Source organism: Ruegeria sp. HKCCD6426, assembly GCF_057221115.1.
Map to the genome: position 1 here is coordinate 88,101 of NZ_JBWVBF010000003.1, position 13,267 is coordinate 101,367.

Sequence of the window (13,267 nt, forward strand, 5' to 3'; positions counted from 1 at the left end):
CGAAAATGCCCGACCTGCTGATCGAACTGTTTTCCGAGGAAATCCCAGCGCGCATGCAGACCCGCGCTGGTGAAGACCTGAAAAAGCGGATCACCGATGGATTGGTCGAGGCCGGGCTGACCTACGCCGGTGCCGCTACGCTGACCACGCCGCGTCGCCTGACGCTGGCGGTCGAAGGGCTGCTGTCTGAAAGCCCCACCATCCGGGAAGAGCGCAAGGGCCCCAAAGTCGGAGCGCCGGACAAAGCCATCGAAGGGTTCCTGCGCGGCGCAGGCTTGACCCGCGACCAGCTTGAAGAACGCGACACGCCGAAGGGCGCGGTGTATTTTGCCACCATCGAAAAAGCAGGCCGTCCGGCTGCCGAGATCATTGCCGAGGTGCTTGAAGCGACCATCCGCAACTTCCCCTGGCCCAAATCCATGCGCTGGGGCAGTGGCGGGATGCGCTGGGTGCGCCCATTACATTCGATCTTATGCATCCTGACCGATGAAACCGGCGCGCAGGTGGTACCGCTCGAGGTCGAAGGGATCAAATCGGGCGACACGACCGAGGGCCATCGATTCATGGCTCCGGGCCAGTTTTCTGTAACGTCTTTCGAGGATTACGCTGCCAAATTGAAACGCGCTTTTGTGGTGCTGTCGCCCGAAGAACGCGCTGAGCACATTTGGAACGACGCCCAGAACATGGCTTTCGCTTCTGGTTTGGACGTGGTTGAGGACAAGGGCCTGCTGGCCGAGGTCGCAGGGCTGGTCGAATGGCCCGTGGTTCTGATGGGGCAGATTGACGACGAATTCCTGGAATTGCCGCCCGAGGTGCTGCAAACCTCGATGAAAGAGCATCAAAAGTTCTTCTCGGTCCGTAATCCGAAAACAGGCCGGATCGAACGCTTTATTACCGTCGCCAACCGCGAAACCACCGACAATGGTGCGACCATTCTGGCGGGGAACCAGAAGGTTCTATCGGCGCGTTTGGCCGATGCGAAATTCTTCTGGGAGAACGACCTGCGCGTTGCCAAGACGGACATCGCCCAATGGACCCGCGCGCTGGAGAATGTGACCTTCCACAACAAGCTGGGCACGCAGGCCGAACGGATCGACCGCATCGCCGCGCTGGCCCGCGAACTGGCCCCGGTGACGGGCGCCGATGCCGATCAGGCCGAGAAAGCCGCGCGTCTGGCCAAGGCAGATCTGAATTCCGAGATGGTTTATGAATTCCCGGAACTTCAGGGGCTTATGGGGCGGTATTATATCGAAGCCGCAGGCGAAGACGCTGCTGTGGCCGCCGCGGCACAAGAGCATTACTCGCCGCTTGGCCCATCCGATGACGTGCCGACCGCACCACTATCCGTGACCGTAGCGCTGGCGGACAAGCTGGACACGCTGACCGGGTTCTGGGCGATTGATGAGAAACCGACCGGGTCGAAAGACCCGTTTGCCCTGCGCCGGGCGGCGTTGGGGGTTATTCGGTTGGTGTTGGAGAATAAACTGAATCTGTCGACTGTAGGTATTGTCAACAAGGCCGTCGAAATCGGACAAGAACGAGAACTTTCTTATGTTCGAGACATGCAGGCTTACGTTGATGAAAATGCCGCCAAACGGGATGTAAGTGCAGCGTTCGAGTTTGCGTTTTCACGAGTTGAAGGTTGGAAACCGTTATCGCTGAACTGGCAACCGGAGGATGACACGGTCAACGCTCAAGCAAAGCCGGATTCGGACCGTGTCGTCGGCCTCTACAAGGACGAGTTTGGCTGGCCATACTCGTCGTTCAGTGGCAATGCACGTGCTCGCGCTGAAAAAACCTACATGCCTTGGTCTGCCACGACGTCGCTGGGATTTGTTGACAAGCAAGGCGACCTCCTCTCCTTCTTCCATGATCGCCTCAAAGTCTTCCTCCGCGACGAGGGTATCCGCCACGACGTCATCGACGCCTGTATCGCGATGGAGGGGAATGACGACCTCAACTTGCTGGTCAAACGTGCCCGCGCTCTGAATGCGGTGATCGCGACCGAGGATGGAGAGAACCTCGTGCAGGGGTTTAAGCGCGCCAACAACATCCTGACGCAGGCCGAGGAAAAGGACGGCGTTGAATACTCCTATGGCGCGGATGTTAAATTCGCCGAGACGGACAGCGAAAAAGCGCTGTTTGCCGCTCTGGATCAAGCTCAGTCCAAAATCGATCCGGCGTTGAAATCCGAGGATTTCCCGGCAGCCATGTCCGCCATGGCCGCGCTGCGCGGGCCGGTGGATGCGTTCTTTGAAGACGTGCAGGTCAACACCGACAATGACATTTTGCGCCGCAACCGTCTGAACCTGCTCAGCCAGATCCGGAAGGTATGCTCCAGCGTTGCCGATCTGACCAAGATCGAAGGCTAACCTGCTGGGCGCGCGGCGATGCGCGCCCAGAACGCCCTTGCGCGAAGGGCGCAGGCGCTTATGCTGCGGTGAAACAAAAAGGTGCCGCAGTGCAGAATAACCCGCATACCACGCTGATCACATCCGATGCACCCGTCGCCGCCAACACCCATGGCGGGCGGGCAAAATGTCTTCAACGTCTGGTCCGGCTGGATATGCCGGTGCCACGTACGGTGGCGCTGTCCTTTGAATCCGTGCAGGCGATTGCGAACGGGCACGTGCCCGATCTTGCGGCCATTCTGGAACAGTTCGATCCTGCATCTTTGCTCTGCGTTCGCCCAAGTTCCGAGGATCCGGATTGGGGCGGGCCAGGCGCTGTTCTGAACATTGGCATGAACGATGCCAGTTATCTGGACCTGTCTGCTGAAATGGGCCGAGACGCGGCGGCCGCGCTGTATCTGCGTTTTGTTCAGAGCTATGCGATGCACGTCGCGCGGCTGGACCCGGACGTCTTCGACGATATCGAAGCGGATGGCCGCGAAGGGTTGAGCCTGTCATTACGCGCCTATGAAGACGAAACCGACGAGGTATTCCCTCAGGATCAGGGGGAGCAGCTGATTGCAGTGCTGCGGTCGATGGCGCGCGCATGGGACGGGACATCTGCGCGCCTGTTACGGCAAGCCAAAGGTGCGCCTGCGGATGCCGGGTTGGGCTTGGTGATCCAGGAAATGATTCCAGGTGTCGGTCAGGGTGAGTGCGGCTCGGGCGTGTTGCAGCTGGTGGATACAACAACGGGGATGCCCCAGATCACTGGTCGTTATCTGAGCCAGAGCCAGGGCAGGGACGCCCTGGGCGAGGGTGTGTCAGCGCTGTACCTTGAGAAAGACCTGCGTGGTCAGTCGCTTGAGGACGTAGCGCCCGAAGCGTTTGCCGATCTAAAAACGCATGCAGCTCTGATGCGGGAAAAGCTGCGCGAGGAAATGCAGGTCGAATTTGTCGTTCAGAACGGCGAGGTGCACATTCTGGATGGCGTTCGGGTTCAGCGTGGCTCGCGCGCGGCAATGCGGATCGCGGTAAGGCTGGCCGAGGACGGGATCATCCCGCCGCAAGAGGCGGTGATGCGCATCGATCCGCATTCTCTGAATGAACTGCTGCACCGTCAGGTCCATCCGGATGCCGAGCGCGATGTTTTGACCTCCGGTATTGCCGCCAGCCCGGGGGCCGCGACTGGAAAAATCGTTTTTACGGCCGCCGAAGCGCAAGCTAGTGCTGCGCGGGGTGAACCTTGCATTCTGGTCCGCCGCGAGACGTCGCCGGAAGACGTGCGAGGAATGCATGCAGCAGTCGCGGTGCTGACGGAAAAGGGCGGGATGACCAGCCATGCCGCGGTTATTGGGCGGGGCCTCGGTCTTCCTTGCATTGTCGGTGCGTCAGAAATGCGGTTCCAGAACAAGAAAAAGTTGCTGACCGCACCTGACGGTCGCGTGTTCAGAACCGGTGACACACTGACTATCGACGGCAGTTCCGGGCAGGTTCTGGCCGGACAGCCGGCCATGCTCGAAGCGGCGTTGGATGATTGCTTTCAGACGTTGATGGCCTGGGCGGATGCCGAACGCGACATTGAAATTCGTGCCAATGCCGATACACCAGCGGACGCGCAGACAGCCCGAAATTTTCAGGCGCAGGGGATCGGGCTTTGCCGGACAGAGCATATGTTCTTTGACCCCGGTCGCCTGACTGTGATGCGCGAGATGATCTTTGCTCAGACATCGTCGGGACGCGCTGCAGTGCTGGAACGGTTGTTGCCCATGCAACGTCAGGATTTCGTGCAATTGTTCCGTATCATGGAGGGCCAACCGGTCTGCATCCGTTTGTTCGACCCGCCATTGCACGAATTCCTGCCGACGACCCGCACCGGCCAGCGCGAACTGGCCGAGGCACTGGACCTGCCAGTTTCGGACGTGGAACGCCGGGTCGCCGCAATGAGCGAATATAACCCCATGCTGGGTCTACGCGGTGTCCGGCTGGGCGTGACCGTGCCTGAAATCTACGATATGCAGGCGCGTGCCATTTTTGAAGCAACTCTCGAGGCCAGCAAAGACGGCGCGCCTGTGGTGCCCGAGGTGATGATCCCTCTGGTCTCGGCTAAGCGCGAAGTTGAACTGGTCAAGGCACGCATTGATGCAGTCGCGGCCGAGGTCGCGTCGGAACAGGGGCAGGAATTCGATTATCGCCTGGGCGTGATGGCCGAAACGCCACGTGCTTGTCTGCGTGCGGAAGAAATCGCACCGCATACCGCCTTTCTCAGCTTTGGAACCAACGACTTGACCCAGATGACCTATGGCCTGTCGCGAGACGATGCAGGACGGTTCATGTCTGCATATGTGCGGCTGGGTGTCTTCAACGAGGATCCGTTTCATGTACTGGATGCGGACGGCGTGGGTGAGTTGCTACGGCTGGGGGCCGAACGTGCGCGGGCATCACGGCCTGACGTGACCCTGTCAGTTTGCGGTGAGCACGGCGGTAACCCCGAATCAATAGCGATCTGTAGGGACCTGAGCTTTGACTATGTGTCCTGCTCCCCGTTCCGGGTGCCGGTCGCTCGGCTGTCTGCCGCTCAACTGGCGATTTCGTCCAAACTTGGGGGTTGACTTAGCCCAATAGCCCTAGGATTAGTGGGTTTGGGATGGACCTGCGGCCAAAAGTTTTTGGCCTCGCGGGCAAGATTCCACTTGCATTTTTTTCAGAACTGGACGTTTGGCTTCGTCTGGGTTATGAGCCTCGTCGCGCCCGCCGGGGGAGGGTTAGGCGCGGTTTTGTGCCTGTGCGAGGTTATCTGATGAAACGCTACATTGTGGCTGTTGCCGTAATGGCAGCAACCGTGCTGCCGAATTTGTCCTATGCCGAAAGGCAGGACGTAGAAGTTACAAAAGATGAGTTGGTTGCCCGCAATGAGTTGCCGGGGCAGAGCTTTCGCGACTACCTGAAACTGTTCAAGCCGCGCAAGCAGCCTGAGCAAAAGATGTCCTTTACAAAGGACTGGTTGGACCAGCAACCAAAGGCCACGGGCGACGACGATTTCCGCTGCCTCGCCGAGGCGTTGTATTTTGAGGCCCGCGGTGAAAGTGTTCGTGGACAGTTCGCCGTTGCTGAAGTGATCATGAACCGTGTTGACAGCAGCCGATTTCCTAATTCGTTGTGTGGTGTAATCAAACAGGGGACCGGTAAGAAATACCAGTGCCAGTTCACCTATACCTGCGACGGACAAAAAGAAGTTATTCATGAAAAGCGCGCATACGAGCGTGTGTCTAAAGTCGCTCGTGCCGCGCTCGACGGCAGGGCCGACGAAATGACCGCTGGCGCCACTCACTACCATACCAATGCGGTTCGCCCGTCCTGGTCCCGCGTGTACAAGGAAACAGCACGGATTGGCGTGCATATTTTCTACCGGCACAACTATCGGACCGCCAGCAACTGACCGATGCAGCCGCGCTGGAAGCTAAATGGCGCGGGTCGCGGTGCAGCCAAATTTGCGAGCCGGGAGGCCCGCAAAGGCTATTGAAATCGGGCAAATCCCAAGATCAGCGGCAGCGTTTGCGCTGCTGCATTGTCACACGCTTTGCCATGCAGAATCTGGTATGATGAGTTGGTTCAGCGTCACTTAAGGACGCATTCGGCGGGTAGAATGGCGTTTGTATGAGTGTTATAGGCCCCCGAAACACCTAAATTAGGTGAGCAGTTCCACAGAGCCCGAGAAAGCACGCTCATGAGTTCAGAAATCCGCCTCGCCTTTGCGCATCCTTCCGAACGATCCGAGGCGACCGCATCGCGAGGTCCGCTCGACCGCATATCTTTGCGCGATCATATCGTCGAAGTTGAGATCGGCGCCTTTCAGGCTGAACGTGGCACGACCCAGCGAGTTTGCTTTAATATCGTGGTTGAGGTGCGCCCGCTGACCGACCCTATTGACGATGATGTGGACCGCATCCTGTCTTACGACCGCGTGACCGAGGCGATTGCCTTCGAGCTGGCTGCGGAACGTCTGAACCTTCTGGAAACGCTTGCCGACCGGGTGGCTGAACGAATTCTGCTTGAGCCTCAGGCGGTAAGGGCTTTTGTTCGCATAGAAAAGTTGGATCGTGGTCCGGGCGCCTTGGGTGTGGAAATCGTGCGCGGCAAAGACGATTTGCACCACGATGTCACCGAAGAAGAACGCCCGCATCCTCGCCTGGTGTTCTTGTCGAATGAGGCGATTGCCTCGGGCAATCTAACCGGTTGGATTGATCAGCTGGAAAACCGGGCGCGTCCATTGATCCTGTGCGTTGGCGCCTCTGATCTTGTTGTTTCACAAACCGGACATGCGATGACGCAGCGCCGAATCGATTTGTTGGCTATAGAACAGAACGCCTGGGTTCTGGCTGCGCGGGACCATCGTTGCGTCGTCGTTTCGACCCGGACCGAGTTGGACTGGGCCATGAAGAATGGCCAGATCTGCGTCTGGGCTCCATCCAAGATCGTGTTGGATGCGGTGGATGGGCCATCGGCGGCTCCTTCCGATGCGGTCGCCCTTGCGGCTTGGTTTGCTGCCACTTTTGAGGCCAGCGAAATGTTGGTCATCGGTGGCGACCTGCCAAAAGAACCCAAAACGCCACTGCGCGCAATTCCGGTGACGCAGGCGCAACTGTGACGGAATATTACCGACCATTGGTCCAGCATGGCCCGTCGCGTCCTAAAAACGCGATGTGCTTGGCGGGTCAGGATTTGTGGTTCACTCATGCCGAACGTCTGATCCGTGGCGCACCAGGCAACGTCGTTGAAACTTGTGATATTCCAAGCGATTGCCTTGCTCTCCTAACCCGGTCTCGCGGCGTTGTTGCCGGGTTGGACATGGCAAGCCCGCATATCATGGGAATTCTAAACGCAACGCCAGACAGCTTCTCGGATGGCGGCGTTCATAACTCCATCGACGCGGCGCATGCTGCGGCCATCGACATGGTTTCGCATGGGGCAAGCATTCTGGATATCGGCGGAGAGTCGACTCGGCCAGGTGCGGCTTTTGTTCCGGAAGATGAAGAAATCGAACGGACCCTGCCGTTGATCCAGACGATCCGGGCGGAAACGGACGCGTTAATCTCAATCGACACGCGTAAGGTCAAAGTCGCCAAAACGGCTTATGAGGCCGGTGCTGGCCTGATCAATGACGTGTCCGGATTTACCTTTGATCCGGCGTTAGCGCCGTATTGCGGTGAGATCGGTGCGCCTGTCTGCGTCATGCACATGCAGGGAGACCCGGCCACGATGCAGGATGACCCGCAGTACGACGATGTTCTGCTGGATGTATACGATTTCCTTGCCGCGCAGGTGTTAAAGCTGGAAGCGATGGGATTGAAACGAGAGCTGATCTTCGTCGATCCCGGTATCGGCTTTGGCAAAACCGATGAGCACAACCTGACTCTGCTGCGCAATATCAGCCTGTTTCACGGTCTGGGCTGCCCGGTCTTGTTGGGGGTGTCCCGCAAAGGGTTCATTGGCCAGATTGGGAAAGAGCCGCGCAAAGACGCCCGCGCGCCGGGATCAATAGCCGTCGCATTGGCGGGATTGTCGCAAGGTGTGCAAGTTCTGCGCGTTCATGACGTGGCCGAAACAGCTCAGGCCTTGCGCCTCTGGGCCGCTGTCCGGTAATCCGGACCCAGAAAGAGTTCATGGAGTTCATTTGATGCGCAAGCTGTTCGGAACTGACGGAGTGCGGGGAACCGCCAATACGTACCCGATGACGGCCGAAATGGCCCTGCGCATTGGGGCGGCGGTGGGGCGGTATTTCCGCAGGGACTCATCAAGCGCGCACCGTGTAGTGATCGGCAAGGATACCCGCCTTTCGGGCTATATGCTGGAAAACGCGCTGACGGCGGGGTTGACCTCGACGGGGATGAACGTGCTGTTGCTGGGTCCGGTGCCAACCCCAGCCGTGGGGTTGATGACGCGGTCGATGCGGGCCGATCTGGGTGTGATGATCTCGGCCAGCCACAACCCGGCCGAGGACAACGGCATCAAATTCTTCGGACCCGACGGGTTCAAGCTGTCTGATCAGGCTGAGATCGAGATTGAGCGATTGATCGAACAAGGCGTGAAGCCGGCGCAGGCGCAGAATATTGGCCGTGCCCGCCGTGTGGATGATGCGCGGTTCCGTTATGGAGAGCGAGTGAAATCTTCGCTGCCACGCGATCTGCGGCTGGACGGGCTGAAGGTGGTGATCGACTGCGCCAACGGGGCGGCGCACCGGACTGCGCCTGAGGTCCTGTGGGAATTGGGCGCGGAGGTCATTCCCGTTGGAATTGCACCTGACGGCAAGAATATCAACCTGGGCTGTGGCTCGACCCAGCCGCGGGTGGCGGCCGAGACTGTTGTCGCTCATGGAGCGGATGTTGGCATTTGCCTTGACGGAGACGCTGACCGGGTCGTCGTGATTGACGAAACGGGACACGTTGCCGATGGCGACCAGCTAATGGCCCTGCTGGCGTCTGCTTGGTCACGAGCCGAGCAGCTGAAGGGTGGCGCTCTGGTGGCCACTGTTATGTCCAATCTTGGTCTTGAACGCCATCTGGACGGGCAGGGGTTGCGGTTGGAACGCACAGCTGTAGGCGACCGTTACGTTGTCGAACGAATGCGCGAGGGTGGGTTCAATCTGGGCGGCGAGCAGTCAGGCCATATCGTGATGAGCGACTTTGCCACAACCGGAGACGGTCTGATGGCCGGTCTGCATTTTCTGGCCGAGATGGTATTGACTGGGCGCAAAGCTTCGGAGCTTTCGCGTCAGTTCGAAACGGTGCCGCAGCTGCTGAAAAATGTGCGCTACGATGCCGGGCAGGCGCCACTCGAGACTGCCAGCGTCAGGGCCGTTATCGCCGATGCCGAGGCAAAGTTAATCGGGCAGGGCCGTTTGTTGATCCGGAAGTCCGGCACCGAGCCGCTGATCCGCGTGATGGCTGAATGTGAGGATGACGTTCTTCTGGCACAGGTCGTAGATGGCATTGTGGCTGAGGTCGAAGCAGCTGCGGGCTAACGCCCAAACAGAGTCCTTCGCAGGCTGAACCATTGGCTGATGGCCATCCCCGTAAGGATAAGCGTCAGAGCGATATAAAATCGCAATGGAATAGCCTCTGACAATATCCAGGCACCGAAGAGCATTGACCAGATCGGTACCTGATAGTTCACCAGAGTCATGAACACCGATCCTGCGCTACGAACGATAGTGATCCGCAGAAGAGTAGCAAAAGCGGTTGGTAACAAGCCCAAAGCGATCAGAGCAAGCCCGGGACGGGTTCCTTGCCAACCAGGTACGCCTTCGGTCATTAGCATGATCGGCAGCAGTATAACCGCGCCTACTAGCAGTGTCAGGGCTGCCAATGATACGGGATCGATAGGCGGGCAGCGGCGTGTGAAGATCGCCGCGCAGGCATAGCAGAGCGCAGCCCCGATACAGGCGAGTTGTGCCAATGGCTCCGCGCCTTGCCCCAATTGTGCCAGGCCGGGGCCGATCAGAACGAGAGCCCCGGAAAACCCCAGCGAAACACCAAACAAACGACGCAAATTCAGGGGCTCGTCGGAAAAGAAATGCGCCAAGGGTAAAACCATCAAAGGGATTGCCGCCATTGAAAGCCCCGCAAAGGCTGAGGGCACGAATTGCTGGCCCCAACTGAGTAACATAAAGGGCAGGGCAGAGGACAAGACGCCTATCACAATGATCGAGCCCCATAACCTGGCGTCTGGATTGGGAAACCTTCGCCCCGTGAGGCGCATCATAACTAACAGGGTGACCGCGCCTAAGGTTGTTCGCGTGGTCGCGACCGTCACTGGTCCATACCCTTCCAATGCCATGGCGACGACCATGAACGTTCCGCCCCAGATGAGGCCGAGCAGCAATATGCCGCTCCAATCTTGCTTTGTGGGTTGTTGAACCATTTCACCCCCTTATCCCGCGTTTTTGCCAGTGTCACGCGGCGAAATTGACGCAAAGTAAGTAAACGTTTACGGTAAGTAATGGCTTACGGAACTGTATTTTCCGCTTTGGGTGATCCGACCCGCCGTCAGGTGTTTGAAGCCGTGGCAGAGCGGCCCCGTGCGGTCGGAGAATTGGCTGTCGACTTGCCGGTCAGCCGACCAGCAGTTTCACAACATCTTCGGGTTCTTTCTGACGCGGGGCTGGTGGTGTGCCGGGCCGAGGGGACGCGCCGGATTTATACCGCGCGACCCGAGGGGCTTGCGGAATTGCGTGCCTGGTTAGAGCGGTATTGGACAGAGGTTTTGGACAGCTTTGCAGCCGAGATGGATCAGCAGGGGAGGGAAACGTGACGGATCCCATCGTCAAAACTGTGATCGTGAACGCCATTCCTGCGCGTGCATTTGATGTTTTCGTGAACCGGATTGCCAAATGGTGGCCGCTGGACGGTCATGCCGTGTCAGCGTCGCGCGGAAAGCCCGCGTTGGCAGTGGTGATTGAGCCATACGTGGGCGGCGCTGTCTACGAGACAATGTTTGATGGCACGCGCGCCGATTGGGGTGAGGTTTTGGTCTTTGAGGATAGCCAGCAGCTAGTGCTCAGTTGGCATCCGGGTACCGACAAAGATCGCACCACTCGGGTTGAAGTCTCGTTCGAAGATCACGGAGCAGGACGAACCAAAGTGACGCTGATCCATTCCGGCTGGGAAGTATGGGCGGCAGAAGCCCTCGGCAAGCGTGGTGGCTACGACACCGGTTGGGACTTCGTGCTGGGTGAGTGTTTTTTGCGTTCAGTGAATACATAAAAAGGGCGGCCACATGTGCCGCCCTTTTCACTGACTTAAGCCAGGCTTAGTTCTTTTCTTTGTCGACCATTTTGCCGGCAGAAATCCAGGGCATCATGGCGCGCAGTTTTGCGCCGGTTTCTTCAATCTGATGCTCGTCATTGGCGCGACGGGCCGCTTTGATGGTAGGCTGGCCAACAGCGTTTTCCAACATGAAGTCACGGACGAATTTGCCCTGCTGGATGTCGTCCAGAACCGCTTTCATACGAGCTTTGGTCTCGTCATACTTCAGGATACGCGGGCCGGTCACGTACTGGCCGTATTCTGCCGTGTTCGAGATCGAGTAATCCATGTTGGCGATGCCACCTTCATAGATCAGGTCAACGATCAGTTTCACTTCGTGCAGACACTCGAAATAGGCCATCTCGGGCGCGTAGCCCGCTTCGACCAGAGTTTCAAAGCCGCAGCGGATCAGTTCAACCAGACCGCCGCACAGAACAGCCTGTTCGCCGAACAGGTCGGTTTCACACTCTTCACGGAAATTGGTCTCGATGATGCCGGAACGACCGCCACCAATGGCCGAGCAGTACGACAGACCGATTTCCAGTGCTTTGCCGGTTGCGTCGTTATGCACAGCCACCAGGCAGGGCACACCGCCGCCTTTGGTGTATTCGCCACGCACGGTGTGGCCGGGGCCTTTGGGGGCCATCATGATGACGTCGACGCCTTCTTTCGGTTCAATGAGCCCGAAGTGAACGTTCAGGCCGTGAGCGAACGCAATCGCGGCGCCGGGCTTGATGTTGTCGTGGACGTATTTCTTATAGGTCTCGGCCTGCAATTCATCGGGCATGGTGAACATGATGACGTCACACCAGGCAGCCGCTTCGGCGATACCCATCACCTGCAGACCTTCACCTTCGGCTTTCTTGGCCGATGCCGAGCCTTCGCGCAGGGCAACAACAAGGTTCTTGGCACCCGAGTCGCGCAGGTTCAGCGCGTGGGCGTGACCTTGCGAACCATAGCCCAGGATGGCTACTTTTTTGTCTTTGATCAGGTTGATGTCGCAATCGCGATCGTAATAGACGCGCATTTGGCCGGTCCTTTCAGTTTCGATTGCTGTGCTTTTACCCATGCAATTTGCTATTGGCGAGTAGTATGAGGTTAAGTAATTTGGAAATTGGCGAAGAATAATTCGCCAAACTTATTGAAAGTGAAAAAATCATGCTTGATGATCTGGATCGACGTATCCTGCGGCATTTTCAGGCTAACCCCAGCCTGTCTGCGGCGGAACTTGCGGACCTGTGCAGGATCAGCTCGGGGGTCTGTTGGCGCCGGATCGAAAAAATGCAGGCCGCCGGGGTCATTTTGGGGCAAGAGGCGGTGATCGACTGGGCCGCGCTGGGTTACGCGGTCGAAGTTTCCCTGCGGATCACATTGGACAAGACACAACCACGCGCATTTGACGAATTCACCGCCGCCGCACGCCTAGTGGCTGAGGTCATCGAGATACAGACTTTCCTGGGGCGCGTTGATGTACGCCTGTCTGTACTGGCTCGCGATATGCCCCACTATCAGCAGGTGTACAGAGACCGTATTCTAACATTGCCGCATATCGCGGATATCGAAGCCCTGATGCATATTGCGCGGCTCAAGCGGGATGAGGTTTTGCCGGTATGATCGATCTGGATGAAATTGACCGTAAGATTCTGCGCGCATTGATTCAGGATGCAACGCAGAGTGCCGGGGCGCTGGGCCGTCGGTTCGGTCTGAGTCAGCCTGCTACGTGGCGGCGTATTCGACGGCTGGAGCAGGCCGGGATCATCAAGGGGCGTCGATTGCGGCTGAATGCCGAGGCTTTGGGATTTGGGGTCACTGTTTTCCTCGGTGTGAAGCTGGCGCGAAAGGGCCACGTCAGTCTTGAGGATTTTGAACGCGCCGTCAGCGCCATTCCTGAGGTTCAGACCGTCGAGCATGTATTGGGGCTATATGACTATCGTTTGCGGGTGGTCGCCCGCGACCTGTCCGACTTTGAACGGGTGCTTAGGCGGAGGATCATGACCCTGCCCGGGGCAGGGGATGTCGAAGCAAATGTCTTGCTGAGCGAAGAACGCCTACCGGGACCGATAGCCTGACCGC

At 58.2% G+C, this 13,267-nt stretch carries 12 protein-coding genes; 10 read left to right on the forward strand and 2 right to left on the reverse strand.

What is annotated here, in order from left to right; genetic code table 11:
• Positions 1-5 precede the first annotated feature (5 nt).
• The 6 genes from glyS (at position 6) to glmM (ending at position 9,411) form a co-directional block, all read left to right on the forward strand.
• Positions 6-2,372 (forward strand): glycine--tRNA ligase subunit beta, encoded by a 2,367-nt coding sequence (gene glyS, locus AC2TDA_RS09270; RefSeq protein WP_480879034.1) that lies wholly within the window; start codon positions 6-8, stop codon positions 2,370-2,372.
• A 68-nt stretch (positions 2,373-2,440) separates the two neighbouring features.
• Positions 2,441-5,002, forward strand: a complete 2,562-nt coding sequence (locus AC2TDA_RS09275; RefSeq protein ID WP_480846125.1) for a putative PEP-binding protein — start codon at positions 2,441-2,443, stop codon at positions 5,000-5,002.
• 188 nt (positions 5,003-5,190) lie between these two features.
• Entirely contained in the window at positions 5,191-5,829 is a 639-nt protein-coding gene (locus AC2TDA_RS09280) for a cell wall hydrolase (protein ID WP_480846124.1), read from the forward strand.
• Positions 5,830-6,117: 288 nt separating this feature from the next.
• A complete protein-coding gene (locus AC2TDA_RS09285; protein WP_480879035.1) occupies positions 6,118-7,038 on the forward strand; it encodes a dihydroneopterin aldolase in 921 nt (306 codons plus the stop codon).
• Positions 7,035-8,033, forward strand: a complete 999-nt coding sequence (gene folP / locus AC2TDA_RS09290) for a dihydropteroate synthase (RefSeq protein WP_480879036.1) — start codon at positions 7,035-7,037, stop codon at positions 8,031-8,033. Before AC2TDA_RS09285 ends, folP begins: the two co-directional genes overlap by 4 nt.
• A 34-nt stretch (positions 8,034-8,067) precedes the next feature.
• Entirely contained in the window at positions 8,068-9,411 is a 1,344-nt protein-coding gene (glmM, locus tag AC2TDA_RS09295) for a phosphoglucosamine mutase (RefSeq protein ID WP_480846119.1), read from the forward strand.
• Here the strand turns inward: glmM and AC2TDA_RS09300 are convergent.
• Positions 9,408-10,310 (reverse strand): DMT family transporter, encoded by a 903-nt coding sequence (locus AC2TDA_RS09300; RefSeq protein WP_480879037.1) that lies wholly within the window; start codon positions 10,308-10,310, stop codon positions 9,408-9,410. The two genes, glmM and AC2TDA_RS09300, sit on opposite strands and share 4 nt — an antisense overlap.
• A 78-nt stretch (positions 10,311-10,388) precedes the next feature.
• On the opposite strand from AC2TDA_RS09300, the gene AC2TDA_RS09305 reads away from it, so the two are divergent.
• Together AC2TDA_RS09305 and AC2TDA_RS09310 are read left to right on the forward strand one after the other, a co-directional pair.
• The gene (locus AC2TDA_RS09305; RefSeq protein WP_480879038.1) at positions 10,389-10,700 is read left to right on the forward strand and encodes an ArsR/SmtB family transcription factor; all 312 of its coding nucleotides are present in this window, start codon (positions 10,389-10,391) and stop codon (positions 10,698-10,700) included.
• Positions 10,697-11,152, forward strand: coding sequence for an SRPBCC domain-containing protein (locus AC2TDA_RS09310; RefSeq protein ID WP_480879039.1), 456 nt, complete (start codon positions 10,697-10,699; stop codon positions 11,150-11,152). Before AC2TDA_RS09305 ends, AC2TDA_RS09310 begins: the two co-directional genes overlap by 4 nt.
• Before the next feature lie 46 nt (positions 11,153-11,198).
• Here AC2TDA_RS09310 and ilvC read toward each other — a convergent pair whose 3' ends face one another.
• Positions 11,199-12,221 carry a ketol-acid reductoisomerase gene (ilvC, locus tag AC2TDA_RS09315; RefSeq protein WP_480846113.1) on the reverse strand — a complete coding sequence of 341 codons (1,023 nt, stop codon included), beginning with the start codon at positions 12,219-12,221 and terminating at the stop codon, positions 11,199-11,201.
• 131 nt (positions 12,222-12,352) lie between these two features.
• On the opposite strand from ilvC, the gene AC2TDA_RS09320 reads away from it, so the two are divergent.
• A complete protein-coding gene (locus AC2TDA_RS09320; protein WP_480846111.1) occupies positions 12,353-12,808 on the forward strand; it encodes an Lrp/AsnC family transcriptional regulator in 456 nt (151 codons plus the stop codon).
• Positions 12,805-13,263 (forward strand): Lrp/AsnC family transcriptional regulator, encoded by a 459-nt coding sequence (locus tag AC2TDA_RS09325; RefSeq protein WP_480846109.1) that lies wholly within the window; start codon positions 12,805-12,807, stop codon positions 13,261-13,263. Before AC2TDA_RS09320 ends, AC2TDA_RS09325 begins: the two co-directional genes overlap by 4 nt.
• Positions 13,264-13,267: the final 4 nt, after the last annotated feature.

Coding starts and splice junctions, on each gene's coding strand:
- glyS (WP_480879034.1), top strand. CDS start 6: ATGCCCGACCTGCTGATCGAACTGTTTTCCGAGGAAATCCCAGCGCGC.
- AC2TDA_RS09280 (WP_480846124.1), top strand. CDS start 5,191: ATGAAACGCTACATTGTGGCTGTTGCCGTAATGGCAGCAACCGTGCTG.
- AC2TDA_RS09285 (WP_480879035.1), top strand. CDS start 6,118: ATGAGTTCAGAAATCCGCCTCGCCTTTGCGCATCCTTCCGAACGATCC.
- glmM (WP_480846119.1), top strand. CDS start 8,068: ATGCGCAAGCTGTTCGGAACTGACGGAGTGCGGGGAACCGCCAATACG.
- AC2TDA_RS09300 (WP_480879037.1), bottom strand. CDS start 10,310: ATGGTTCAACAACCCACAAAGCAAGATTGGAGCGGCATATTGCTGCTC.
- AC2TDA_RS09305 (WP_480879038.1), top strand. CDS start 10,389: ATGGCTTACGGAACTGTATTTTCCGCTTTGGGTGATCCGACCCGCCGT.
- ilvC (WP_480846113.1), bottom strand. CDS start 12,221: ATGCGCGTCTATTACGATCGCGATTGCGACATCAACCTGATCAAAGAC.
- AC2TDA_RS09320 (WP_480846111.1), top strand. CDS start 12,353: ATGCTTGATGATCTGGATCGACGTATCCTGCGGCATTTTCAGGCTAAC.
- AC2TDA_RS09325 (WP_480846109.1), top strand. CDS start 12,805: ATGATCGATCTGGATGAAATTGACCGTAAGATTCTGCGCGCATTGATT.